Genomic DNA, 24,254 nt, shown 5'->3' with positions numbered 1-24,254 from the left:
AGCGAAGCGAAGCAATCCAGAATCTTTCCGCGGATGCAGTCTGGATTGCTTCGTCGCTTCGCTCCTCGCAATGATGAGCAGGATCAAGTCATGTCCACCATCGAAAACACCATCTCCCCCGGCAGCGCCGCCTACCAAGCCAACCGCGACGGCATGCTCGGCCTGATCGACCGCATGCGCGCGCTCGAGGAGCGCACGCGCGCCGCGTCCGCCGCGGCCAAGGACCGCTTCCACAAGCGCGGCCAGCTGCTGCCGCGCGAGCGCGTCGCGCTGGTGCTCGATCCCGGCGCGCCCTTCATCGAGCTCTCGACGCTGGCGGGCTACATGTTCGACGTGCCGGATGCGAGCAAGAGCGTGCCGGGCGGCGGCGTCATCGCCGGAATCGGCTTCGTCTCCGGCATCCGCTGCATGGTCAGCGCCAGCGATTCCGGCATCGACGCCGGTGCGCTGCAGCCTTACGGTCTCGACAAGACGCTGCGGGTGCAGGAGCTCGCGCTGGAGAACAAGCTGCCTTATGTCCAGCTGGTCGAAAGCGCCGGCGCCAATTTGCTGCGCTACCGCGTCGAGGATTTCGTTCGCGGCGGCAACATCTTTCGCAACCTGGCGCGGCTCTCCGCTGCCGGTCTGCCGGTCGTCACCGTCACGCACGGCTCCTCCACCGCGGGCGGCGCCTATCAGACCGGCCTCTCCGACTACATCGTCATGGTCCGCGGCCGCACCCGCGCCTTCCTCGCCGGGCCCCCGCTGCTGAAAGCCGCGACCGGCGAGATCGCGACCGAGGAAGAGCTCGGCGGCGCCGAGATGCATACGCAGATCTCCGGCCTCGGCGATTACCTCGCCGAGGACGATCGTGACGCATTGCGCATCGCGCGCGAGATCATGGCCGCGCTGCAATGGGAGCGGCCGGGCAAAGCGGCGGCGCAGTTCAAGCCGCCGCGCTATGACCAGGAGGAGCTGCTCGGCATCATGCCGATGGACCACAAGCGCCCGGTCGACATGAAACAGGTGATCGCGCGCATCGTCGACGATTCCGATTTCACCGAGATGGCACCGAGTTACGGCCCGGCCACCGTCTGCGGCCATGCCCGCATCGAGGGCCAGGCCATCGGCATCATCACCAACAACGGCCCGCTCGATCCCGCCGGCGCCAACAAGGCGACGCATTTCATCCAGGCCTGCTGCCAGACCCGCACGCCGATCCTCTATCTCAACAACACCACCGGCTACATGGTCGGGAAAGCCTATGAGGAAGCCGGCATGATCAAGCACGGCTCCAAGATGATCCAGGCGGTGACGTCGGCAACAGTGCCGCAGATCACCATCTATTGCGGCGCCTCGTTCGGCGCCGGCAATTACGGCATGTGCGGCCGCGGCTTCCATCCGCGCTTCTGCTTCTCGTGGCCCAACGCCAAGACCGCCGTGATGGGCGGCGAGCAGGCGGCCGAGACCATGGCGATCGTGACCGAGGCCGCCGCCGCGCGTCGCGGCAAGCCGATCGAGAAGGACAGGCTGGACGCCATGAAGGCTGAGATCATCGGTGTGTTCGACGGCCAGATGGATGTGTTCTCGACCAGCGCCCGCGTGCTCGACGACGGCGTGATCGATCCGCGCGACACCCGCGCGGTGCTATCGGAGGTGCTCGCGATCTGCCGCGAGGGCGATGCGCGCACGCCCCAGCGCATGCAGTTTTCGGTGGCCCGCCCATGAGGAACGGATCAGTGCAGCACCGGCCGTTCTCTAGGGTTCTGGTTGCCAATCGCGGCGAGATCGCACTGCGCGTGATGCGCAGCGCGCGAAAACTCGGCCTCGGTGTCGTCGCGGTCTATTCCGATGCGGATCGCGATGCGCTTCATGTGAAGCAGGCGGATCAGGCCGTGCGCATCGGCGACGCCTTGCCGGCGCAATCCTATCTCAACATCCCCGCGATCATGGCCGCGGCCAAGGCCAGCGGGGCGGATGCCGTTCACCCCGGCTATGGCTTCCTCGCCGAGAACGAGGCGTTTGCGCGCGCCTGCAAGGATACCGGCCTCGTCTTCATCGGCCCGTCGCCGCAGGCGATCGAGGCGATGGGCAACAAGGCAGGCGCCAAGGAGATCATGAAGAAGGCCGGCGTGCCCATCGTGCCCGGCTACCAGGGCGCTGAGCAAGGCGACGAGGTCATGCTCGCCGAAGCCGGGAAGATCGGCTTCCCCGTGATGATCAAGGCGGTCGCCGGCGGCGGCGGCCGCGGCATGCGGCTCGTCACTGACGCGGCATCCTTCCCCGAAGCCCTGCGCAGCGCGCGGTCGGAAGCGAAAGCCGCGTTCGGCGATGCTGCCGTCATCCTCGAGCGTGCGATCCAGAACCCGCGCCACATCGAGATCCAGGTGTTCGGCGACAGGCACGGCAATGCCATCCATCTCGGCGAGCGCGATTGCTCGGTGCAGCGGCGGCATCAGAAGCTGATCGAGGAGGCGCCCTCGCCCGCCGTCACGCCGGAGCTGCGCGCGAAGATGGGCGAGGTCGCGGTGTCAGCGGTCAAGGCGCTGCGCTATGAGGGCGCCGGCACGCTGGAATTCCTGCTCGATCAGAGCGGCGCGTTCTACTTCATGGAGATGAACACGCGGCTGCAGGTCGAGCATCCCGTCACCGAGGCGATCACCGGGCTCGATCTCGTCGAGCTGCAGCTGCGCGTCGCGCGCGGCGAACCCTTGCCGGTGAAGCAGCAGGACATCAGGTTCTCCGGCCACGCCATCGAGGTGCGGCTCTGCTCGGAAGACGCCGCGCAGGATTTCATGCCGCAGTCGGGTCGCATGGCGCGCTGGCAGGTGCCTGACAGCATCCGCGTCGAGCACGCATTGCAATCCGGCTCGGAGATCCCGCCATTCTACGATTCCATGATCGCCAAGCTGATCAGCCATGGCGCCAATCGCGAGGAGGCGAGGGGACGGCTGATCGTTGGCCTCGAGCAGCTTACGGCCTTTGGCGTGACGACCAATCAGGCGTTCCTGTTATCGTGCCTGCGTCACCCCGGCTTTGCCAAGGGTGAGGCGACGACGGCTTTCATCGGCGCCCATCGCAACGAGCTGCTTGCGCCGCGTGCGGACGCGGCATTCAAGATCGCGCTGGCAGGCCTGCTGCTCTACGTCACCAATCCGCGCGCGCCGTCGTGGCAGGGCGGGCGGAGCCTTGCCGCCACCTTTCCGCTGCCGGCGAAAATCGACATCGGCGGCGATGCGCACGAGCTCGACACCATGCGCGAGCGCGACGGCAGCTACACCGTCGCCGTCGAAGGCCGCCAGCATAAGTTCGAGATCGACCAGCTCGATCTCGACGCCATCCGCTTCCGCCTCGCCGGCGTGATGGACAGCGCAAAATTCCTGCGGGATGGCGATCGGCTGTACGTCCAGCACCGCGGCATCCCGCTGGTGGCGAATGATCTCACCCTCGCCGCGCCGAAGGCGACTTCAACGAATGGCGGCGACGGCAAAGTCCGCGCCGCCATGAACGGTCGCGTCGTCGCTGTTCTCGTCAAGCCCGGCGACCGCGTCACCGCCGGCCAGCCGGTGTTGACGCTGGAGGCGATGAAGATGGAGCACGTCCACAAGGCCGGCACCGCGGGCGTGGTTAGCGCGATCGACGTCGCCGAAGGCGAGCAGGTCACGACTGGCCGCATCGTCGCGGAGATCGGGGCGGGTTAGCGCCACAAACGCGGTCTCGTAGGGTGGGCAGGCACGCAGCGCCGTGCCCACGAATGTCGATCATAAGCGGAATGGTGGGCATGCTTCGCTTTGGCCACCCTACGGCTGTGGCGGCCGCTCACGTTCAAAAAACAAAGTAATTTCAAGATCTTGCTTGTTGCGCAAATCTCGCGGCATTTCGCATTGAACATAGTTCATTTTCAAGCTACCAATATTGAACGATGTTCAATATCTGGAGCTATTCATGCTGCGCGCGCGCGACCAAGCTCAACCGGCCAATGCACTGGTCCCGCCAGTCGTTCGCCGACTCTCGTACGCCCCCCTTCAAACCGGCGAGAAATATCTTATCGGTGCGCTCCTCGTCCTGACGCTCACCGCGCTTCTGGCGCCCACGATGCCCGCCGCCGCCTGGCACATCCCGCATTTCGTCGATAGCCGCACCTTCCTCGGCGTGCCCAATGCCGGCGACGTGCTGAGCAATCTCGCCTTCCTCGCGATGGGCGTCTGGGGCTCGGAGCGGCTGCGTGCCCGCCACGATGCGCCGGTGGGTGCGAACTGGTTCTTCGTCGGCCTGATCCTCACGTGCCTCGGCTCGGGCTTCTATCATCTCGACCCCGACGTGCCGCAACGGCTCATCGCCGATCGTCTCGGCATGGCGGTCGCGTTCGCGGGCTTTCTGGGCATCGCGGCCAGCGAGCGCATCAGCACGCGCGCAGGCGAAGCGGTGCTGGTGCTGACGATGATCGCGGGCCTGTTGGCGGCCTGGGTGGCACGCGAGAATCTCACGCCCTGGGTGGTCGTGCAGTTCGGCGGCATGGCGCTGGCCGTGGGCCTCGCGTTCACACGCCCGCGACCCGGCGCGCTTGGCGTGCCGCTCGGCGGCGTGATGGTCTTCTATGTGCTGGCCAAGCTGTTCGAACTCGGCGACGTGACCGTGTTCGAAGCGACCGGCCACATGGTCTCGGGCCATACGCTCAAACATCTCGCCGCCGCGCTCGCGGCCTGGCCGGTGATCCGGGCACTGGGATCTAGGCCGTGTACGCATTAAGCGGCTGGCCGTCGACTGATGTCCGCTTAAGCCCCAACACCAGCGGAGAAGCAGCAATCTTCCAATGTAGCTGAAGGGCCACATGCGGATTCATGCAGCGCAGCATCATTCAATCACCTCGTCAGCCGTCGCGAGTAGCGCGGTTGGAATATTCAGTCCGAGAGCGCGAGCAGTCTTAAGATTGATCACCAATCGGAAGCGTTCCGGCTGCTGGATCGGGAGTTCGGCCGCTTTCGCGCCCCGCAGCAGTTTTGCAACATAACCGGCGGAGCGGCGATTGAGGTCAATGATGTCAGGGCCATACGCGAGAAGGCCACCTTCGACCGCTTCTTCACGCCAGTGATACACCGCCGGAATGCGGTTTTGCGCGGCGAGCTCGATGATCTTGCGCCGGTTGGCGAACCCGATGGGGTCCACAAGCACGAGCAGGCCCTGAATATCCTTCGAAGCTATGGTCTGGAAAGCAGGGCCTATGTCCTCCACCGAGCGTTTGATCAACGGAAGTATCTCGACCTGCCGGTCCGCGGCGGTTTTCTGGAAGTCGGCCATCAGCCGTGCATGATATTGGTTGTCGGGGTCGAGGAGCACCGCGAACCGCGACGCCCGTGGCAGTAACTCCAACAGAAGCCCGAAATTCTTGCCGCTGCTTGCGACCCCGGTCAGTCCCGTCACGTTTCCACCCGGCCGCGCAAGACTTGCCGCAAGGCCGACACCGACCGCGTCTGCGGTGGCAGTCACGATGGGGATCGTGCCGGTGACTGCCCTGGCGGCAATTGCCTCGGGCGTGCTGGACGCCACAATCACCTCGACTTCGAGAGCCACCAGCTCGGCGGCAAATCTCGCCAGTTGTTCCCGGTCATTCTTCCAGAACCGGCGCTCGATGATGATGTTCGCGCCCTCCACATATCCCATCTCGCGGAGTCCGCGATCGAAGGCTTCGATACGTTGGTGCGGAACTGACGCCAGGAAACCGATGCGAGGCATCTTCTTCATGAGCTGATGGGCGGGCTGCGCGATCAAGCTGCGCGGCCAAACGGCACCGATGGCCCCGATCAGTGCAATGAACTCCCGCCGCTGCATGTACCCTCCAAGGACCACGCCTGGGGATGACTACATTAGCATTTTGCCATGGGACCGTGTGATCGACGGAGGTATGCGGGATTGAGATGGGCCGTTTGGGTTGAATAAGTCGAAAATAACGTCACAGCAAGAACCTCGCTGAATTAGGTCAGAGCGAGTGATGAAGTTCTCGCCTTCAACCCAACTATGCTCTCGGAGCTTTCGCAGAAAAGCATCGAGCGTGCGTTGTACCAACTCCCGGCTCGGAGCACTTAGGTAAACAATTCGATGGACACGTTCCTTTTGCCGGGCGCGCGCGGCAACTGGCCAAATTGCGGCCAGTCCGCCGAGGGTCGACATGAAATCGCGTCGCCTCATGACTAGCCTCCAAACAGCGGAGCATTATGGGGCGCAATCAGGACCGAGGATAGGGAAATGAGTCCGCAATGGATCGAATGCAGACGGTCGCGGTCGCGCGGCAAGGTCGCTACGGGCCGACATCGGGCGTAGAGCCTTATTCGATCACCTCGTCCGCACGGGCGAGCAGTGATGGCGGGATTTCGATGCCTAAGGATCGCGCGGTTGCTGAGTTGAGAACCAAACTGAACTCCGTGGGCTGCTGAATGGGCAAATCCTCCGGCCGAGCACCTCCCAAGATTCGTGCGGCGTAGATGCCGGCTTTTTCAAAGTTTGCGACAAGGCTCGGCCCGTAGCTCATCAGGCCACCGGCCGCCGGAAACTCGCGGAATTCATAAGACGCCGGAAGCGAATGACGATCGGCCAATGCGACAAGTTGCGCACGCAGGTTGAAAAATATCGCATCGTTGCTGACGAGGACCGCCCCGACTTGGGCACTAACAAGCTGCCTGAAAGCTGGCTCTAATTCATCCTGGTTGCGCGCCTTGGCTACTTTCAAGGTCCGCCCGGTCGAACGGGCAACTTCGTCAATTTCCTGAAGCAAGTCTTGATTGTCAGGGTTCACCAAAAATCCGACGGTAGCCTTTTGCTGGAGCAGCTCCTGGATCAGTTCGAGGCGCTTTAGGACAAGCCTCGCTGTCATCATAGATATGCCCGTGGCGTTGCCCCCGGGGTGAGCGAAGCTCTTTGCCAGTCCGAGCTTCACGGGGTCTGACGCGATTACGAATACGATCGGAATGGTTGAAGTCACTTTCCTTGCGGCGAGCGCAACCACATTGCCCCCTCCGATGATCAGCGCTGGATTGAAATGCAAGAGCTCCTGAGCGAGCTCCGGAAGCCTACTGTGGTTTCCTCGTGCCCACCTACGTTCTATCGTAACGTTTTTGCCAACTACGAAACCCCTCTCCGCGAGACCTCTTTCGAATGCTGCGTCATAGGGACTCGCAATGTCAGGGGAACCCACGGACAACACACCGATAACAGCTACCGCTGAACGTTGCGCGCTCGCCGTCAGCGGCCACAGAGGTGCCGCGCCGACAAGAAGCGTGATGAACTCCCGCCGTCTCATGTGCGCTCCTAAGCTCTCTGGTGACGGCATCGTAGCCGTTCAGGCGAGCTCATTGAAAGTGGCCAAGGTCAAAAGTGTTGCATCCGCGAACCGCCGCAGACTTCTGTCTCCCCCAGCTCCACGAAGCGAGAAACATTTGTTCCCGCTCCTAGAATTGCAATATGGCACGCCAATTTGCGACAGCATTACTGCTACACATCTCGCTGGGATTGCTGACCATGCCATTGTTTAAGGAGATCAGGGACCCTGACGATGCTCACGTTCCGGCGTCAGGCACGTGCAACCGCAAGAATGAGTTTCGACCCGGGCGGTTGAGGGGTTGGAGTGCAGGCTCAGACTTCTGCTATGGGTCAAAAGCGGTGCTCGGAGGGCGAGGTCCCAATGGTCGGCTGAGGGCCACAAGCGGACATCAACGGGACGATGCAAGAGCACATGGCGGATTTTCGGTTGCCATGATCCGGCCCCGCGCTGGGGAGCACGGAGCGTACAGAACGCTGGCTTGAGGTTGAGGCAATTGGTCCAATCTTCTGATCCATCTTGAAACAAGATCAAGCCTCTCTAAGTCTCACGCCGGAGGGCTCCTCCGACCTCTTTTGGAAAGGATTGCTTGTAACCGTCGAGGACGACGATGATGACACTGGAAGAAAAGCTCGCCCGCTTGCGCACCCACCGCAATAGCATTCACCGCTACCACCGGCTGCTCAAGACCCGCCTTTCCGATCTGGAGCGCGAGTACATCGAAAGCCGTCTCTCCGAGGAACGGGCGGCGCTGGTAAGCCTCGCGCGCACGCCGTTCCCCATTCCTTTTAAAATGCCGCCGCCAGAGCAGCAGCCGCAGACCTTCAAGCCTGAGGTGACCTGAGCTTGCCGTGGGCATCAGGAGGTCGCTCCCGTGCGACAGCGGCCCATCAACGGCGTCGAGCCGGAAAGAACCGAGGATGACATTACGCGTGAGCTGCTCGGCCCCAGGGGCGTTCCGGGCGGTCCCGATCCCGCCCGCATGGTCCCGCAGGTCGAGAAGAACACGCCAAAGCACATAAGGTGGAGAAACCCCGAGCTCCCGCGATGAACCGAGCGCCAGAAACCGGAACCTTGTTGATCTGGTCAAGGGCAGAGAGGCGGAACGGGTAGTGGCAAATCACCGTTGCTCCGAATTGCGGGGCGCCTTTGATTGCGGTGCAATGATGCAAGACGCTCAGAAGTACATCAACATTGCCGCTCTAGTCGCGCTCGCTGGTTGGCTTGGTCTCTGTTTCAAGATGGGCTGGTACTGATGGGGCGGCTTACGCCCGGAGTAGACCACATCGGCCCCAGCCTGGAGGTTTTTCCGGATCGAAAAACGAGCTGGGACCGAGAGGTCTGCCGTTGGATGGCAAACGCAGCTTGGTCCCAAAAATCATGCCCCGTGGCATTCAAATTTGGGAATCCGACGCAAACGGAATGCCCGATGAACCTAGCCGCGGAGCAAGGCCTTTCCATCGGCACTTTCGGAATTTGGCGCCGGGAGTAAGCCCTCCAGCAAGGCTAGCTCGAGCTGCGGCACTTTCGGCTGACCCAAGGCCGACTGCGCTGAGTAGCTGCCGGCCCCAGGTCCGCACCGAATTTCGTCCGCGTCGGCTGGACAGGTTTTTCCGATGACGGCGAAGCTATGCCACGAGCCAAACGATCCAGCTTCTCAGCTACCGGTGGTCAGCCGCGGCGGGTTGCGGGACATAATCCAGAGCTCGATTGCTGCCAAGATTGCGACCGCCGCGCCGATGATCACATGCACCGTCATCGCGGTGGTTCCCTGGAAGCCCAATACCCAGGGCGACACCAGTGCCCACAAGCCGACGACGAGGTTCAGCCATTCCTCCCACACCGCGAACGCCGCCAGCGCCGCGACCGCAAGGATCGCGATGGCGATACCGGTGATAACGGCGTTTTGAGAGACCGTCCCCGCATCGAAACCGAATATCCAGGGCGAAACGAACAGTACCGCGCCGAGGATCAGGTTCGCAACATCACAAAACTTTGCGTTCGTCCAATTCCCTTCCCAATTCTGCATGGCACCCTCCATTGGAGGTTTCGATGCCAAATCAACCGCGTAATCGCCGAGCCGGTTTCCATCGCGGCCCGCGGCATAATGGCAACGGAGAGGCGGACCCGCCGCGCCGGTGCTGTCCTAGGCTGTGTGCTCATTAAGCAGCTGACCGCCTGCGGTCCCAACCTTAACAGCGGCGGGAAAGCGGACGGCTCCGGAGGTCGCTGAAGGGTCAAAATGCGAAGAACTCAGGTTGAGCAAATCTGGACCGCTCTGCCGCGATAAGCAGACCTCTGTGAGACGCAGCGCAACTTCGCAGATGGACCAAAGGCTGAATTTACGGACTTAGTCACTATTGGCACGCGCCAGCAGGGACGTTCGAAGCCCTTCTTCGATTGACACGATCTGACTGTTCTCTCCAATTGGCCAATTGTCGGTTAGAGGCTTGAAGTCGTCGCCGCCCATCCTAAGTTCAGACGCTGCCGGCTGTGTCCGGCAAAACGAAACTCATGCGAAAGGATTGAGAAGCCCGCTTGCGCGGGCATAAGTCGAGGGAAGTCACATGAGAAAGCTTGCTCTTGCAATCGCCGCGGCAGCAACGCTCCTCATCGGAACCGTTGCGCCGGCCTCGGCCCATTGGCGGGGCCATCATCATCATTGGGGCGGTCCAGGCATCGGTCCGGCCATCGCACTCGGCATGTTCACCGGAGCGCTGGCCGCCGCGGCCGCACCTCCGGTCTATTATGCGCCGGTCTATGGTCCGCCGCGATACTATTATGGCCCCCGCTATTACCGGACCGTCCGGTATTATCCGGCGGCATATCCTTACTGGTATCCCTGGTGAACTGATGCAAAGGCCCGGCCTGCAACCGGGCCTTATCGCTGCCCGGCATCTCGATCGCCTGCGTCCGGCGCTGCCGAGCCCGCGTTTGGGACGACTGGAACCGATGGCAGCAGGAGAAGTTCTGTCGCTAAGATGCAGGTCCGGAGGCGCACCGGGCCCGAGCGAGCGCGCCAAAATGCGCCTCGACGTTAGCCCGGCCCGCGTAACACGATCGGATCTGGCCTCCCCATGAACAAGAATGCCCGTTTCAATATCGGATACGCCATCGCCGCAATTTTCGCGGTCTTCCTGATTCAGTATCTGATCTCGGCGGCGAACCAGATCGCGGTGATCCCCTACAGCGAATATCAGCAATTGCTGCGCCAGGGGAAAGTCGAGACGGTCGGCATCTCCGACCGCACCTTGCAGGGCACGCTGAAGGAGCCGCTGTCCGGCGGCCAGAAGCAATTCGTCACCACGCGCGTCGACCAGGACGTCGCCCAGGAGCTCGAGAAGCACAACGTCCGTTTCACCGGGCAGATCGAGAGCACGTTTCTGCGCGACCTGTTGTCCTGGGTCATGCCGGTTCTGCTGTTCTTCGGCGTCTGGTGGTACATCGGCCGCCGCATGGCCGAGGGCGGCGGGATCGGCGGCGGGCTGATGGCGATCGGCAAGAGCAAGGCCAAGGTCTACGTCGAATCCAACACAGGCGTCACCTTTGCCGACGTCGCCGGCGTGGACGAGGCCAAGGACGAACTGCGCGAGGTTGTCGATTTCCTGAAGAACCCGACCGACTATGGCCGGCTCGGCGGCCGCATGCCGAAGGGCGTGCTGCTGGTGGGCCCGCCGGGTACAGGCAAGACCTTGCTCGCCAAGGCCGTGGCCGGCGAGGCCAGGGTGCCGTTCTTCTCGATCTCCGGCTCGGAGTTCGTCGAGATGTTCGTCGGCGTCGGCGCGGCGCGGGTGCGGGACCTGTTCCAGCAGGCGCGCGAAAAGGCGCCGGCCATCATCTTCATCGACGAGCTCGACGCACTGGGCCGCGCCCGCGGCATCGGCCCGTTCGCCGGCGGCCATGACGAGAAGGAGCAGACGCTCAACCAGCTGCTCGTCGAGCTCGACGGCTTCGATTCGCGCTCCGGGCTCGTCATCCTCGCCGCCACCAACCGGCCCGAGATCCTCGACCCTGCCCTGCTCCGCGCCGGCCGCTTTGACCGCCAGGTGCTGGTCGACCGTCCAGACAAGCGGGGCCGGATCGAGATCCTCAAGGTGCACATGAAGAAGGTGCGCCTGGCCGAGAATGTCGATGCAGACGCCGTTGCCGCGCTGACACCAGGCTTCACGGGCGCGGATTTGGCCAATCTCGTCAACGAGGCCGCGCTGCTGGCGACGCGCCGCGCCGCCGAGGCGGTGACCATGAGCGATTTCAACAATGCGGTCGAGCGCATGATCGCAGGCCTGGAAAAGCGCAATCGCCTGCTCAACCCCAGGGAACGCGAGATCGTCGCCTATCACGAGATGGGGCACGCCCTCGTCGCGCTCTCACTGCCGGGGACCGATCCCGTGCACAAGGTCTCGATCATCCCGCGCGGCGTCGGCGCGCTCGGCTACACCATCCAGCGGCCGATCGAGGACCGCTTCCTGATGACCAAGGAGGAGCTGGAAAACAAGATGGCGGTGCTGCTCGGCGGCCGCGCCGCGGAGCTGATCGTGTTCGGGCACTTGTCGACCGGTGCGGCGGACGACCTGCGCCGCGTCACCGATATCGCCCGCAGCATGGTGACGCGCTACGGCATGTCGGAGCGTCTCGGCAGCGTCGCCTATGAGCGCGATCCCGGCAACTTCCTGGCCGGCCCTGACCGCCCCTATCCGACGCGCGAGCGCGACTATGCCGAGGAGACCGCCGCCGCGGTCGACCACGAGGTGAAAACCATCGTCGACCAGGTGTTCCAGCGCACCCAGGGCATCCTGACCACGCGGCGGCCGATCCTGGACCGCGCCGCAAAGAAGCTGCTCGAGAAGGAGACGCTGGAGCAGAGCGACATCGATGCGCTGATCCGGGAGATGCCCAAGGAAGGTCTGCGGGCGATCTAGGCCCCCCTCACGCAGCGCGCTTGCGCCTGATCTCGGCGGGAAACTCGATCATCCGCCTGTCCGGCGGCGAACCATTCGAGATCAGCGGCGCGGGCGCGCCTTCGCGCTTCGGCGCCTCGATCCCGATGCCGGGATCGGTGCTTCTGGCGTGCCATTCGATCAGGAGATGGCCGGCCACCAACATCAGGCCGGCGCAGAACAGCGCAAGAGCCGCGCTCACGAGATCACGATAGTCATCCATCCCACGAACCAAACATGCGTGCAGCCTCATCGGCGCCTGCGTGGACCAGATTGGAATGAAGGCTTCGCGTTTCAAGAGCCCGGCGAGCGCGGAGAAGGAGACGGCAATCGCCATCGCCGATTTCATTCACGTCACGCTGGAACATTCCGGCCATTTCCAAATTCTAGTGGCGCCCACCGGCCTGAGGCGTCTGGGTGCCATGATCGGGCTCAGCGGATCAGGTTCGCGGTGGTCCAACCATCTTGCTCTAACGAGGATTTGGCCATGAAACCTGACTGCGCTCGGACCGCGCCGCTCTCGGCGCTTCACTCAGATTATCGCTTGGATCGGCAACGCGCCCTGGATCGGGGCGAACGGTGCTCGTGAGGGAGGGCGCGATGTTGGTTACCTCACTTCCTGCCCTTCACGGGGAAAGTGGGCTATCCCGCTATCTCAAGGAGATCCATCGTTTTCCGCTGCTCGAGGCAACGGAGGAAGCCGACTATGCGAGGCGATTGCGCGATTGCGGCGATCGTGACGCCGCCTATCGGCTGGTGACGAGCCATTTGCGGCTCGCGGCGAAGATCGCGCTGCAATATCGCCGCTATGGCCTCGCCATCGCCGACCTCATCTCGGAGGCCAATGTCGGGCTGATGCTGGCCGTCAAGCGGTTCGACCCCGAGAAAGGCTTCCGGCTCGCGACCTATGCCTCCTGGTGGATCAAGGCCTCGGTTCAGGAATACATCCTGCGATCATGGTCGCTCGTCAAGCTGGGCACCACTGCTGCGCAGAAGAAGCTGTTCTTCAACCTGCGCAAGCTGAAGAGCAGACTTGGCGTTGCGGAGGATGGCGAGCTCCGGACGGATCAGCTGACATCTATCGCCAAACATCTCGACGTCAGGGAAGCCGACGTCGCCGAGATGAACGGCCGGCTGCGCGGCGACATCTCACTCAACGCGCCGATCAGCGTCGAGACGGAAGGCGACCAATGGCAGGACCGGCTGGTGGATCCCTCTCCCGATCCGGAGAGTCTGCTGCTGGACGCGGCCGACCGTGAACGCACCAAGGCTGCCCTCGCCGATGCACTCGCTGCGCTGACACCGCGGGAGCGCAGCATCGTCGAGGCGCGATATCTCGGCGAGCCGCAGCAGACGCTGGATGCGCTCGCCGGCAAGTTCGGCATCTCGCGCGAGCGCGTCCGGCAGATCGAGCAGCGCGCGTTGCAGCGGATCAAGGCGAAGATGTTCGCGCGCCTCGATGAGGCGCGCCTTGCAACGTCGCGTTAGGCGAGCGAGGAAGAATGCTGATCGGCCAAGGCCGATCAGCATCCTCTGCAGATATCGGGGACGAGACGTTCGGGCGAAAATTCCCGGCTCCTGCGCTCGGTCTGGCCGGACTTCCCCGGATTGCTCCGAGACGCTCCGACGGAACTGGTCGCAAGCTGCCGGGCGGGCTCGGCCGAGCTCCGCATCTCGGCACGAGGCGTGTCGGCCTCCTTGGCCTGGAGCCCATTGGCCATGCCCAACACAGCGACGGCGAGGACAATGCCTCTCATCTGATGATCCTCCTTTCGCCTGAGCGATGAGTGGCTGAACGATGAGGAGCGGCCTCGCCGGCCGCTCCGCCGTTTCAGCTCGTGGCGGGCTCCGGCTTGTCTCGATCAGGCGGCGTGAGGTCGAGTCGGATCCCGGATGGCCCGAGGACCGGCAGCAATGTGTCCACCTTCATGGTCGGGCTGCCCCGATCCCAGCTCGACCACGGCATCGTGTCCAGGTACGGGATCGGCGGCAAGGCGAGCCGCTCGAAACTGTCCGCCGTCTTGGCGGCAGGGCCGGGGCTTTCGGCGCCAAAGGCCGCAAAGGGCACCAGCGAGAGGCCAGCCCCAACGGCCAAGGCGGCGAGCCGCCGCAACGTTTTCCGAGTGGTTTCCCCGCGAGCGGAGAAAGCACGATCCTTGATCATTTCATCCTCCTTTCGTTCGAGAACACAGTCACAGATCCATGGCAAACGAGCCCGGCCGTTCGGCCGGGCTCGCCCGTCCTTAGAAGTCCATCGCGGGAGCGCTCGGCGCTTCCGTCTTCTTCGGCTTCTCGGCCACCAGCGCTTCGGTCGTGATGAGCAGCGAGGCCACCGAGGCCGCATCCTGCAAGGCGGTGCGGACGACCTTGGCAGGATCGATCACGCCCGCCTGCACCAGATCCTGGTACTCGCCAGTCGCGGCATTGAAGCCCCAGGTGTAGGTCTGGTTCTCGAGCAGCTTGCCGACGACGACGGAGCCGTCCTCACCCGCATTCTGCACGATCTGCCGCGCCGGGACCTGGATGGCGCGGCGCACGATGTCCACGCCCGCCTTCTGGTCGGCATTGACGGTCTTGACCCCGTCGAGCGCCTTGAGCGCGCGCAGCAGTGCCACGCCGCCGCCCGGCAGGATGCCTTCCTCGACCGCGGCCCGGGTCGCATGCAGAGCGTCGTCGACGCGATCCTTGCGCTCCTTGACCTCGACCTCGGTCGCGCCGCCGACCCGGATCACCGCGACGCCGCCGGCGAGCTTGGCGAGGCGCTCCTGCAGCTTCTCGCGGTCGTAGTCCGAGGTGGTTTCCTCGATCTGCGCCCTGATCTGCTGGCTGCGCGCCTCGATGTCCTTCTTGGCGCCGGCGCCGTCGACGATCGTCGTGTTCTCCTTCTCGATCACCACTTTCTTGGCACGGCCCAGCATCTTCACGGTGACGTTCTCGAGCTTGATGCCGAGATCTTCGGAGATCACGGTGCCGCCGGTGAGGATCGCGATATCCTCCAGCATCGCCTTGCGGCGGTCGCCGAAGCCCGGCGCCTTGACGGCGGCAACCTTCAGGCCGCCGCGCAGGCGGTTGACGACCAGCGTCGCCAGCGCCTCACCCTCGACCTCCTCCGCGATGATCAGGAGCGGCTTGCCGGATTGCACGACCTGCTCCAGCAGCGGCAACACGGCCTGCAGGCCCGACAGCTTCTTCTCGTGGATCAGCACATAGGGATCCTCGAGCTCGGCCTTCATCTTCTCGGCGTTGGTGACGAAATAGGGCGAGATGTAGCCGCGGTCGAACTGCATGCCCTCGACCACTTCGAGCTCGGTGTGCAGGCTCTTGGCCTCCTCGACCGTGATCACGCCCTCATTGCCGACCTTCTGCATCGCATCCGCCAGGAAGCGGCCGATCTCGGTGTCGCCGTTGGCGGAGATGGTGCCGACCTGGACGATCTCGTCGTTGGAGGTGATCTTCTTGGCGTGTGACTTGAGGTCGGCGACGATCGCGTCCACGCCAAGGTCGACGCCGCGCTTGAGGTCCATCGGATTCATGCCGGCAGCGACCGCCTTGGCGCCCTCCTTGACGATGGCCTGCGCCAGCACGGTCGCCGTGGTGGTGCCGTCTCCGGCGAGATCACTGGTCTTGGAGGCGACCTCGCGCACCATCTGGGCGCCCATGTTCTCGAACTTGTCCTCCAGCTCGATCTCCTTGGCGACGGTGACGCCGTCCTTGGTGATGCGGGGAGCGCCGAACGATTTCTCGATAACCACGTTGCGTCCCTTTGGACCGAGCGTGACCTTCACCGCATTCGCCAGTGTGTCGACGCCCCGCAGCATGCGCTCGCGGGCCTCGGTCGCGAACTTCACGTCCTTGGCAGCCATGTTGTTAAACTCCTTTCCGTTCGATGACTGTCAGCGTTACGCCGCCTTCTTCAGCGTGCCGGCCTGCTCGGCCACGCCGAGAAGATCGCTTTCCTTCATGATCAACAGCTCCTCGCCGTCGATCTTGACCTCGGTGCCCGACCACTTGCCGAACAGCACCCGGTCGCCGACCTTGACGTCGAGCGGCACGAGCTGGCCCTGCTCGTTTCGCCCGCCCGGCCCCACGGCGATGATCTCGCCCTGCTGCGGCTTCTCCTTGGCGGTGTCGGGAATGATGATGCCGCCGGCGGTCTTCTCCTCGGCATCGATGCGGCGCACGAGCACACGGTCGTGCAACGGGCGGAAATGCATGCACATCCTCCTTGGGTAGGTTCAGCGATGTCCAAAATCCGGGTCCGGAACCGGCCCCCGGGCGGCAAACGACCTAGGAATACGCGGATTTCTAGTCAAGAGGACCTGCAAAAATTTTTGCGCTACTTCAAGGTTCTTGTCCGGATCCTTTGGATGTGCCGCCGTCCCTGTCACGCCTGCTTGGCGGGCGAGGTGCATCGGCTTGGGCCCGCAAATCTCGAGAGCCGCCCTTACTGGTCATTTCCATGTGAGGATGATCCCATATAGCCCCTTGAGGTCCGCTTTGGGTCAAAAGCGGTAACGCTCTGCCGAGCAGAAGATTTCCGCTCCTCCCTCAGGAGCTGACATTTCTTCTATGAGTCCGCCTTAGCGGCCTCGCCCCGTCCCGTCATTGAGCAGACACGCCACCTGATGCCCGTCTCCGGCATCCACCAGCGCCGGCCGCTGCGTCTTGCACCGCTCCATCGCAAACCGGCAGCGGGTGTGAAATGCGCAGCCCGACGGCGGATTGACCGGGCTCGGCACGTCGCCGTCGACCAGCGGCGCGAGCTTCTTCGCCAGCGGGTTGGCGACCGGCACCGAGGCGAGCAGGGCCTGCGTGTAGGGATGCCGGGGATTGCGGAACAGCTCGTCCTTGTCGGCGATCTCGACGATGCGGCCGAGATACATCACGGCGACGCGGTGGCTGATATGGGCGACCACGGCAAGGTCGTGCGCGATGAAGAGATAGGAGAAGCCGTGCTGCCGCTGCAGGTCGATCAGAAGGTTGATCACCTGCGCCTGGATCGAGACGTCGAGCGCGGAGACCGGCTCGTCGCAGACGATCAGGCGTGGCCCCAGCGCCAGCGCGCGGGCAATGCAGATGCGCTGGCGCTGACCGCCGGAGAATTGATGCGGGAAATTGCGCATCTGGTCGGGCCGCAACCCCACCTGCTCGAACAGCCTTGCGACCTGCGCTTCCAGCTCCTTGCCGGTCGCGAGCCCATGCACGGCGATCGGCTCGCCGACGATGTCGCCGGCGGTCATGCGCGGATTGAGAGAGGCGAACGGGTCCTGGAACACGATCTGCATCGAGCGGCGGTGCGGCCGCATCGCCGTTTTCGACAGATGCGTGATGTCCTCGCCGTCGAGGCGGATCTGGCCCGAGGTCGGCTCGACCAGCCGCAGCACGCTGCGCGCCACCGTGGACTTGCCGCAGCCGGATTCGCCGACGAGGCCGAGCGTCTCGCCGGTGCCTAGCGCGAAGGAGACGCCATCGACCGCGTGCACGGTGCCGACCTGCCTTCGCAACACGCCGGCGCGCACGGGATAGTGCTTCTTGAGGTCGGTGACTTCGAGCAGTGCCTCGGTCATGCCACCTCCGCCACTTCTTCCGCGCGCCAGCAGGCGGCGAGATGCCCGCCGCCCCAATCCGCCAGCGGTGGATATTCGGCCTCGCAACGCTTGATGGCGAGCTTGCAGCGCGGCGCGAAGGCGCAGCCTTGCGGCAGCCGCACCAGCGATGGCACCGTGCCGGGGATTTCGTTGAGCCGCGCCTGCGCGGCGGCGCCGGAGGCCGGCACGGCCGGGATCGAGGCCATCAGCCCGCGCGTATAGGGATGCTTCGGCGCGGCGAACAGCGCCTCGACGCTGGCTTCCTCGACCTTCCGCCCCGCATACATCACGATCACGCGTTGCGCGGTCTGCGCGACCACGCCGAGATCGTGCGTGATCAGCACGAGCCCGGTGCCGAGCTCCTTCTGCAGGTCGAGGATCAGCGCCAGGATCTGCGCCTGGATGGTGACGTCGAGCGCGGTGGTCGGCTCATCCGCGATCAGGAGCGCCGGCCGGCAGGCCAGCGCCATCGCGATCATCGCGCGCTGGCGCATGCCGCCGGAGAGCTGGTGCGGATATTCGCGCGCCCGCCGCGCCGGCTCGGGGATGCGCACCAGCCGCAGCATCTCGACGGCGATGCCTTGCGCCTCTTTCGCCGAGATATGCCGATGCAGCCGCACCGCCTCGACGATCTGGTCGCCGATCCGCATCACCGGATTGAGCGAGGTCATCGGCTCCTGGAAGATCATGGAGATGCGATTGCCCCTGACCGCGCGCATCTGCGCCTCATCCAGCGCCAGCAGGTCGGTGCCTTCCAGCGCGACGGAGCCGCCGACGATGCGCCCGGGCGGATCGGGCACGAGACGCATCAGCGACAGCGCGGTGACGCTCTTGCCGCAGCCGGATTCACCGACGATCGCCAGCGTCTCGCCGCGCCTCACGCTGAAGGAGAGGTCGTCGACAGCCCTGAACAGGCCGGAATTGGTGAAGAACACCGTCTTCAGGTTTTTCACGTCGAGCACGAGATCGGTCTTGTCCGCCATCAGCCGCGCTGCCTCGGATCCAGGATGTCACGCAGGGCGTCGCCGAACAGGTTGGCGCCGAACACGGCGAGGCTGATCGCGACGCCCGGGAAGATCACCAGCCACGGCGCGGTGCGGACATATTCGGCGGCGGATTCGGACAACATGCGTCCCCACGACGGATAGGGTTCGGGAATGCCGAGGCCGAGGAAGGACAGCGAGGCTTCGGTCAGGATGGTCGAGCCGAGCTGCGCCGTCGCCAGCACGATCAGCGGCGCCAGCGTGTTCGGCAGCACATGGCGCAGCGCGATCCGCATCTCGCTCATGCCGATCGACTTGGCGGCCTCCACGAACGGCTGCTCGCGCAGCGCCAGCGTGTTGGCGCGGATGACGCGCGCCACCGTCGGGATCAGCGGAATGGCGATGGCGATGATCACGTTCGGCAGCGAGGGCCCGAGCGCGGCCGTCATCACCAGCGCGAGCACCAGCAGCGGCAGCGCCTGCAGCACGTCGGAGACGCGCTGGAACACCAGATCAAACCAGCCGGAGAGATAGCCGGAGGTGAGGCCGACGATCACGCCGATGGTGCCGCCGAGCACGGTCGAGCCGATGCCGACCGCGAGCGAGATCCGTGCGCCGTGGATGATGCGGCTGAACACGTCGCGGCCGAAGGAATCGGTGCCCATCCAGTGCGCCCAGCTCGGCCGCGCCAGCGCGCGGGCGGAATCGACGGTCAGCGGATCATAGCGCGCGATGACATCGGCGAAGATCGCCGTCAGCACGAACAATGTCATGATGACGAGCCCGGCCGCGCCCAGCACGTGCCGCTGCGCCATGAACAGCACGCGCCGCCAGCCCCCGGTCGCATGCGCCCCGGCCCGCCTCAGCTCAACGTCGAAATCGATCGCGGCCAAGCTGATCTCCTAATCCGTGTACCTGATCCGCGGGTCGAACACCGCGTAGAGCATGTCGACGGTGAAATTGGCGAACACCACCACGACCGCGATGAACATCACGAGGTTCTGCACGATCGGATAGTCGCGCCAGCGGATCGCCTCCACCAGGAAGCGCGCGACGCCGGGGATGTTGAACACGGTCTCAGTGACGATCAGGCCGCCGATCAGGAACGCCGCCTCGATGCCGATCACGGTTATCACGGGCAGGATCGCGTTCTTCAGCGCGTGGTGATAGTTCACCGCCGCTTCGGATGCCCCCTTGGCGCGGGCGGTGCGGATGTAGTCCTGCCGCAGCACCTCCAGCATCGAGGAGCGCGTGATGCGCATGGTCAGCGCCGCGCTGCGGAAGCCGACGGCGGCGGCCGGCACGGCGTAGGTCGCGAACGCCTCGAGCCAGGTCTTCGGATTGGGATTGAAGATCGGCATCTGCCCGAACATCGCCACCGACGCTGTAAGGATCAGAAGGCCGAGCCAGAACGAGGGCAGCGACAGGCCGCTGAGGCTGACGACGCGAAGCGCGTAGTCGAGCTTCGTGCCCTGCTTCACCGCGCTGATGACGCCGAGCGGAATGCCGATCGATGCCGAGAACAGCAGCGCGAGGCCGGCGAGCTTTGCCGTGATCGGAATTCGCGGCAGGATCTCCTGCAGCGCCGGCTTCTCCGAGACATAGGAGAAGCCGAAATCGCCGCGCATGAAACCGCTGATCCAGTGCCAATATTGCACGATCAGGGGACGGTCGATGCCGAGCTCCTTCTCCAGATTGGCCTTGTCGGCGGGATCGACATAGCCGGCGGCGGCGAACAGGATGTCGACGATGTTGCCCGGTACGATGCGCAGCAGGAAGAAGATGACGATCGAGATCCCGAACAGGGTCACGAACATCAGGAACAGGCGCCGCACCAGATAGGCAAACATGCACCGCCCTCCGCGCCAGCCGTTAGCGTCGCGTCACTTGTCGAGCCACACGTCCTCGTAGCGGAAGCCGTTGTAGGAGCTGTTCGACATGATCGTGACGCCCTTGACGTGGGGGTGCCAGCAGGTGCCGGCGCGGGCATGGAAGATGATCGGGCGGGCGACGTCCTCCTGCAGCTTCTTGTCGATGTCCCACACCAGCGGCCTGCGCTTTCCGATGTCGGTCTCCTGCGACTGCACGTCGAACAGCTTCTCGATCTCCTTGTTGCAATAATTGGTGTAGTTCCGCTCCGAGCCGCAGGCATAGTTCTCGTAGAACGACTGGTCGGGATCGTCGACGGCATTGCCGGTCAGGTTGAGGCCGAGCATGTAATCCTTGCGCGCGACCTTCGGGAACCAGTTCGCGGTTTCGACGACGTCGAGCTCGCCGTCGATATAGATGGTCTTGAGCTGGTCGATCAGGATCACGGCGGGGTCGCGATATTCCGCGATGTTGCGCGTCGAGACTTTCACGGCGAGGCGCTTGTCCGGACCGTAGCCCGCCTTCTGCATCAGCTTCCTGGCTTCCTCGCGGTTGGCGTTGATGTCGCGGCCATAGCCCGGAATGGTCTCCAGCCGGTCCTTCGGCATGCCCCAGAGGCCCTGCGGCGGCGGCAGCATGGTGCCGCCGATGTCGCCCTGGCCTTCGAACAGGATGTCGACGAACGCCTTGCGGTCGAGCGCGAGCGCCATCGCGCGGCGGATGTCGATGTTGTCGAACGGCGCGGAGGTGGAATTGACGATGATGTTGGTCGAGACGTTGGTCGGCTCGACGACGCAGGTGGCGTTCGGCGCCTGCGACTTGATGTCCTTCAAAAGCGGGATCGTGATGTGCGTCGGAAAGGTCATGTCGAACTTGCCGGCGACGAAGGCCAGGATCGCGGTCGAGCGGTTGGTGATGATGGTGTACTCGATGCCGTCGAGATAGGGCAGGCCCTTCTTCCAATAATTGGGATTGCGCGTCAGCTTGATCGATTCATTGGCCTTGAACTCGACGAACTTGAACGGTCCGGTCCCGATCGGATGGGTGCGCATGTCCGCCGGCGAGACATGACAGGGATAGACCGGCGTGTAGCCGGAGGCGAGCATCGCCAGCAGCGAGGGCTGCGGCCGCTTCAGGTCGAAGGTGACCTCGAATTCGCCGTTGGTCGTGACCTCGTTGACCTCGCTGTACCAGGCCTTGCGCGGATTCTGCCGCAGCTTCTGCTGCGACTTGCCCATCAACAGATCGAAGCTGCATTTGACGTCGGCGGAGGTGAACGGCTTGCCGTCGTGCCATTTCACGCCCTGGCGCAGCTTGAACGTGAGCTTCTTGTTGTCGCTGCTCCAGGACCAGCTTTCGGCGAGGTCCGGCCGCAGCGTATCGGGGCTGTTCTGCGCGATGTGCTGATCGTAGATGAGGAGATTGTTGAACACCCCCATGAAGGGGATGTTGATCGAATAGGTCGCGCCTTCGAGGATCGAGGCGTTGGCCGGACTGTCGCGGTGATACATCCGCAAAATGCCGCCCTGCTTGGGCTCGCCGGCGAGCGTGGCAGTTGAGGCCGTCAGCACAGATAACGCCGCCATTGCGGCGAGCGCCCACACGCTCCGCATGCTCATCCTCCCTGGACCTCGGTTTTGCGGCCTGTTTATCCAGACGATAGCGAGGCGCGTGCAGCGAGGCAACCCGCAAGGCTCGCTGCGCCCTCGACAATTCGGATGACGGAATATCTCGGGTGCTTCTCTCGCGATGTGAGAGTGCAGGTGCGAAGACGCGATTCCCTGTGAGAGTTTGCGCGAGGTCGCCTCAACAACCTCTGCTGTCATCCCGGACAAGCGCGCCCTCAGCGCGCGCCGATCCGGGATCCATAGCCACAGGGAGGAGTTTGGCGAAGACTCGGATTTGCCAGCCCATGCCGCAACTCCTTCCTGGGGTTATGGGTCCCGGGCTCGCGACTTCGTCGCGCCCCGGGAAGACAGTTGCGTGTATGGCGCTTGCTTGCGCACCTTACGTAGCGGAAACCCTCACACGATCCGCGAGACCTTGTTCCCCCAGTACCGGTCCCGCAGCAGCCGCTTGTACAGCTTGCCGGTCGGCAGCCGCGGCAATTCCTTTTCGAAATCGACCGAGCGCGGCACCTTCTGCCGCGACAGCGACTTTGCGCAGAACGCGATCAGCTCCTCGGCGAGCGCCGGCCGCGGCTCCACGCCGGGCATCGGCTGCACCACCGCCTTCACCTCCTCGCCGAGATCGGCATTGGGTACGCCGAACACCGCGGCGTCCGCCACCTTGGGGTGGGTGATCAGGAGGTTCTCGCATTCCTGCGGATAGATGTTCACCCCGCCGGAGATGATCATGAAGGTGGCGCGGTCGGTCAGGTATAGGAAGCGGTCGGCATCGACATAGCCGACGTCGCCGACCGTGCTCATGCTCCCATCGGCAGAGCGCGCCTCCTTGGTTTTCTCGGGATCGTTGAAATATTCGAACGGCGTTGCCGTCTTGAACCAGACCTGGCCGGGCGTGCCGGTCGGGCATTCCCGCATGTTCTCGTCGAGAATGTGCAGGTCCCCGAGCAGCACCTTGCCGACGGTGCCGCGATGCGCCAGCCATTCCTCGCTGTTGCAGGCGGTGAAGCCGAGGCCTTCGGTGGCGCCGTAATATTCGTGGATGATCGGTCCCCACCATTTGATCATCTCGTCCTTGACCTGCGGCGGACAGGGCGCGGCGGCGTGGATGGCGATCTCCAGCGAGGACAGATCGTAGCGGGCGCGCACCTCCTCCGGCAACTTCAGCATGCGCGAGAACATCGTCGGCACCAATTGCGTGTGGGTGATGCCCCATTGCTCGACCAGCTGCAGGTAACGCTCGGGATCGAAGCTTTCCATGATGATCACGGTGCCGCCCATGCGGATCGTGAGGTTCACGGCCGCCTGCGGCGCCGAATGATAGAGCGGCGCCGGCGACAGGTAGACCATGCCCTCGCGGTAGTGCCAGAGCCTCAACAGGAAATCGAACAGCGGCAGATTGTGCTTCGGCTTCTCCTCCGGCAGCGGGCGCAGGATGCCCTTAGGTCGTCCCGTCGTGCCGGAGGAATAGAGCATGGCGGTGCCGAGCCACTCGTCGGGAATCGGCGTTGCCGGCAGGCCGGCGGTCACCTCCGATAGGCCAACGATGCGCTCGCTCTCGCCCGGGCCGTCGGCGACGATGCAGAGCTTGATGTCGGGACAAGCCTCGATCGCCTCGCGCGCGATGGCGAGCTTGGTCATCGACGTGATCAAAATCTTCGACTGGCTGTTGACGAGCAGATAGGCGAGCTCGCCCGGCGTCAGGAACGAGTTGATGCAGGTGTAGTAGAGCCCGGAGCGCTCGCCCGCGCCGCAGGCTTCGAGATAACGCGCATTGTTCTCCATGAAGATCGAATAATGGTCGAGCCGCCTCAAGCCGTGCTGGCGGAACAAGTGCGCCAGCCGGTTGCTGCGCGCCTCCAAGTCGCGATAGGTGACGGCCTCGCCGGTCGCCGCCATGATGAAGGCGGGCTGCAGCGGACGCAGGCGGGCGTGGTGACCTGTGTACATCGATCCTCCGG

The 24,254-nt window shown here is 64.0% G+C and carries 20 protein-coding genes; 7 read left to right on the top strand and 13 right to left on the bottom strand.

The genetic code is table 11. The annotated features are described in order from the left end of the window. The first annotated feature begins 90 nt into the window (after positions 1-90). From I6F21_RS13680 to I6F21_RS13670, 3 genes are all read left to right on the top strand, one after another. On the top strand, positions 91-1,707 hold the full coding sequence (locus tag I6F21_RS13680) for an acyl-CoA carboxylase subunit beta (protein ID WP_225183244.1): 1,617 nt from the start codon (positions 91-93) through the stop codon (positions 1,705-1,707). Then, positions 1,704-3,680, top strand: a complete 1,977-nt coding sequence (locus I6F21_RS13675) for an acetyl-CoA carboxylase biotin carboxylase subunit (protein WP_225183243.1) — start codon at positions 1,704-1,706, stop codon at positions 3,678-3,680. Before I6F21_RS13680 ends, I6F21_RS13675 begins: the two co-directional genes overlap by 4 nt. A 244-nt stretch (positions 3,681-3,924) precedes the next feature. After that, positions 3,925-4,728, top strand: coding sequence for a hypothetical protein (locus tag I6F21_RS13670; protein ID WP_036002177.1), 804 nt, complete (start codon positions 3,925-3,927; stop codon positions 4,726-4,728). A gap of 105 nt (positions 4,729-4,833) precedes the next feature. Here I6F21_RS13670 and I6F21_RS13665 read toward each other — a convergent pair whose 3' ends face one another. Further along, positions 4,834-5,808: an ABC transporter substrate-binding protein gene (locus I6F21_RS13665; protein ID WP_225183242.1), complete on the bottom strand. Its 975-nt coding sequence runs from the start codon at positions 5,806-5,808 to the stop codon at positions 4,834-4,836. Positions 5,809-6,301: 493 nt separating this feature from the next. Beyond that, the gene (locus I6F21_RS13660) at positions 6,302-7,273 is read right to left on the bottom strand and encodes an ABC transporter substrate-binding protein (protein ID WP_036023876.1); all 972 of its coding nucleotides are present in this window, start codon (positions 7,271-7,273) and stop codon (positions 6,302-6,304) included. A gap of 628 nt (positions 7,274-7,901) precedes the next feature. Between I6F21_RS13660 and I6F21_RS13655 the strand changes: the two genes are divergently transcribed. Then, positions 7,902-8,135 carry a hypothetical protein gene (locus tag I6F21_RS13655; RefSeq protein ID WP_306469161.1) on the top strand — a complete coding sequence of 78 codons (234 nt, stop codon included), beginning with the start codon at positions 7,902-7,904 and terminating at the stop codon, positions 8,133-8,135. A gap of 813 nt (positions 8,136-8,948) precedes the next feature. Here I6F21_RS13655 and I6F21_RS13650 read toward each other — a convergent pair. Then, entirely contained in the window at positions 8,949-9,320 is a 372-nt protein-coding gene (locus tag I6F21_RS13650) for an SPW repeat protein (protein WP_225145710.1), read from the bottom strand. A gap of 538 nt (positions 9,321-9,858) precedes the next feature. On the opposite strand from I6F21_RS13650, the gene I6F21_RS13645 reads away from it, so the two are divergent. Both I6F21_RS13645 and ftsH read left to right on the top strand, forming a co-directional pair. After that, on the top strand, positions 9,859-10,140 hold the full coding sequence (locus tag I6F21_RS13645; RefSeq protein ID WP_057030022.1) for a hypothetical protein: 282 nt from the start codon (positions 9,859-9,861) through the stop codon (positions 10,138-10,140). A gap of 228 nt (positions 10,141-10,368) precedes the next feature. Next, positions 10,369-12,210 (top strand): ATP-dependent zinc metalloprotease FtsH, encoded by a 1,842-nt coding sequence (gene ftsH, locus I6F21_RS13640; RefSeq protein WP_225183241.1) that lies wholly within the window; start codon positions 10,369-10,371, stop codon positions 12,208-12,210. Positions 12,211-12,217: 7 nt separating this feature from the next. Here ftsH and I6F21_RS13635 read toward each other — a convergent pair whose 3' ends face one another. Next, a complete protein-coding gene (locus tag I6F21_RS13635) occupies positions 12,218-12,451 on the bottom strand; it encodes a hypothetical protein (protein WP_225183240.1) in 234 nt (77 codons plus the stop codon). Positions 12,452-12,828: 377 nt separating this feature from the next. On the opposite strand from I6F21_RS13635, the gene rpoH reads away from it, so the two are divergent. Then, positions 12,829-13,716: an RNA polymerase sigma factor RpoH gene (rpoH, locus tag I6F21_RS13630; protein WP_225183239.1), complete on the top strand. Its 888-nt coding sequence runs from the start codon at positions 12,829-12,831 to the stop codon at positions 13,714-13,716. 343 nt (positions 13,717-14,059) lie between these two features. On the opposite strand, the gene I6F21_RS13625 is transcribed toward rpoH, so the two are convergent. From I6F21_RS13625 to I6F21_RS13585, 9 genes are all read right to left on the bottom strand, one after another. Then, positions 14,060-14,392: a hypothetical protein gene (locus tag I6F21_RS13625; RefSeq protein WP_036002054.1), complete on the bottom strand. Its 333-nt coding sequence runs from the start codon at positions 14,390-14,392 to the stop codon at positions 14,060-14,062. A gap of 79 nt (positions 14,393-14,471) precedes the next feature. After that, positions 14,472-16,091 (bottom strand): chaperonin GroEL, encoded by a 1,620-nt coding sequence (gene groL, locus I6F21_RS13620; protein ID WP_225183238.1) that lies wholly within the window; start codon positions 16,089-16,091, stop codon positions 14,472-14,474. Positions 16,092-16,127: 36 nt separating this feature from the next. Continuing rightward, on the bottom strand, positions 16,128-16,442 hold the full coding sequence (gene groES, locus I6F21_RS13615; RefSeq protein ID WP_036002037.1) for a co-chaperone GroES: 315 nt from the start codon (positions 16,440-16,442) through the stop codon (positions 16,128-16,130). Positions 16,443-16,808: 366 nt separating this feature from the next. Further along, entirely contained in the window at positions 16,809-17,795 is a 987-nt protein-coding gene (locus I6F21_RS13610) for a dipeptide ABC transporter ATP-binding protein (RefSeq protein ID WP_225183237.1), read from the bottom strand. Beyond that, complete coding sequence (locus I6F21_RS13605) at positions 17,792-18,799, bottom strand: ABC transporter ATP-binding protein (RefSeq protein ID WP_036020169.1); 1,008 nt, start codon at positions 18,797-18,799, stop codon at positions 17,792-17,794. Before I6F21_RS13605 ends, I6F21_RS13610 begins: the two co-directional genes overlap by 4 nt. Beyond that, positions 18,799-19,692 carry an ABC transporter permease gene (locus I6F21_RS13600; protein ID WP_036020171.1) on the bottom strand — a complete coding sequence of 298 codons (894 nt, stop codon included), beginning with the start codon at positions 19,690-19,692 and terminating at the stop codon, positions 18,799-18,801. The genes I6F21_RS13605 and I6F21_RS13600 overlap by 1 nt, the downstream gene beginning before the upstream one ends. Before the next feature lie 9 nt (positions 19,693-19,701). Next, complete coding sequence (locus tag I6F21_RS13595) at positions 19,702-20,649, bottom strand: ABC transporter permease (RefSeq protein ID WP_036002026.1); 948 nt, start codon at positions 20,647-20,649, stop codon at positions 19,702-19,704. A 33-nt stretch (positions 20,650-20,682) separates the two neighbouring features. Next, on the bottom strand, positions 20,683-22,281 hold the full coding sequence (locus tag I6F21_RS13590; RefSeq protein WP_036002044.1) for an ABC transporter substrate-binding protein: 1,599 nt from the start codon (positions 22,279-22,281) through the stop codon (positions 20,683-20,685). Between the two features lie 411 nt (positions 22,282-22,692). Next, positions 22,693-24,243, bottom strand: coding sequence for an AMP-binding protein (locus I6F21_RS13585; protein ID WP_225183236.1), 1,551 nt, complete (start codon positions 24,241-24,243; stop codon positions 22,693-22,695). Positions 24,244-24,254: the final 11 nt, after the last annotated feature.

This window comes from Bradyrhizobium sp. NBAIM03 (genome assembly GCF_020194055.1).
GTDB lineage: Bacteria > Pseudomonadota > Alphaproteobacteria > Rhizobiales > Xanthobacteraceae > Bradyrhizobium > Bradyrhizobium yuanmingense.
The sequence above is the reverse complement of the archived record's forward strand: the minus strand, read 5'-3'. Positions and strand labels throughout refer to the sequence as shown.

What these genes read in the sequence shown, in the direction of transcription:
- I6F21_RS13680 (WP_225183244.1), top strand. Translation starts at nt 91, where the DNA reads ATGTCCACCATCGAAAACACCATCTCCCCCGGCAGCGCCGCCTACCAA.
- I6F21_RS13675 (WP_225183243.1), top strand. Translation starts at nt 1,704, where the DNA reads ATGAGGAACGGATCAGTGCAGCACCGGCCGTTCTCTAGGGTTCTGGTT.
- I6F21_RS13670 (WP_036002177.1), top strand. Translation starts at nt 3,925, where the DNA reads ATGCTGCGCGCGCGCGACCAAGCTCAACCGGCCAATGCACTGGTCCCG.
- I6F21_RS13665 (WP_225183242.1), bottom strand. Translation starts at nt 5,808, where the DNA reads ATGCAGCGGCGGGAGTTCATTGCACTGATCGGGGCCATCGGTGCCGTT.
- I6F21_RS13660 (WP_036023876.1), bottom strand. Translation starts at nt 7,273, where the DNA reads ATGAGACGGCGGGAGTTCATCACGCTTCTTGTCGGCGCGGCACCTCTG.
- I6F21_RS13655 (WP_306469161.1), top strand. Translation starts at nt 7,902, where the DNA reads ATGATGACACTGGAAGAAAAGCTCGCCCGCTTGCGCACCCACCGCAAT.
- I6F21_RS13650 (WP_225145710.1), bottom strand. Translation starts at nt 9,320, where the DNA reads ATGCAGAATTGGGAAGGGAATTGGACGAACGCAAAGTTTTGTGATGTT.
- I6F21_RS13645 (WP_057030022.1), top strand. Translation starts at nt 9,859, where the DNA reads ATGAGAAAGCTTGCTCTTGCAATCGCCGCGGCAGCAACGCTCCTCATC.
- ftsH (WP_225183241.1), top strand. Translation starts at nt 10,369, where the DNA reads ATGAACAAGAATGCCCGTTTCAATATCGGATACGCCATCGCCGCAATT.
- I6F21_RS13635 (WP_225183240.1), bottom strand. Translation starts at nt 12,451, where the DNA reads ATGGATGACTATCGTGATCTCGTGAGCGCGGCTCTTGCGCTGTTCTGC.
- rpoH (WP_225183239.1), top strand. Translation starts at nt 12,829, where the DNA reads ATGTTGGTTACCTCACTTCCTGCCCTTCACGGGGAAAGTGGGCTATCC.
- I6F21_RS13625 (WP_036002054.1), bottom strand. Translation starts at nt 14,392, where the DNA reads ATGATCAAGGATCGTGCTTTCTCCGCTCGCGGGGAAACCACTCGGAAA.
- groL (WP_225183238.1), bottom strand. Translation starts at nt 16,091, where the DNA reads ATGGCTGCCAAGGACGTGAAGTTCGCGACCGAGGCCCGCGAGCGCATG.
- groES (WP_036002037.1), bottom strand. Translation starts at nt 16,442, where the DNA reads ATGCATTTCCGCCCGTTGCACGACCGTGTGCTCGTGCGCCGCATCGAT.
- I6F21_RS13610 (WP_225183237.1), bottom strand. Translation starts at nt 17,795, where the DNA reads ATGACCGAGGCACTGCTCGAAGTCACCGACCTCAAGAAGCACTATCCC.
- I6F21_RS13605 (WP_036020169.1), bottom strand. Translation starts at nt 18,799, where the DNA reads ATGGCGGACAAGACCGATCTCGTGCTCGACGTGAAAAACCTGAAGACG.
- I6F21_RS13595 (WP_036002026.1), bottom strand. Translation starts at nt 20,649, where the DNA reads ATGTTTGCCTATCTGGTGCGGCGCCTGTTCCTGATGTTCGTGACCCTG.
- I6F21_RS13590 (WP_036002044.1), bottom strand. Translation starts at nt 22,281, where the DNA reads ATGCGGAGCGTGTGGGCGCTCGCCGCAATGGCGGCGTTATCTGTGCTG.
- I6F21_RS13585 (WP_225183236.1), bottom strand. Translation starts at nt 24,243, where the DNA reads ATGTACACAGGTCACCACGCCCGCCTGCGTCCGCTGCAGCCCGCCTTC.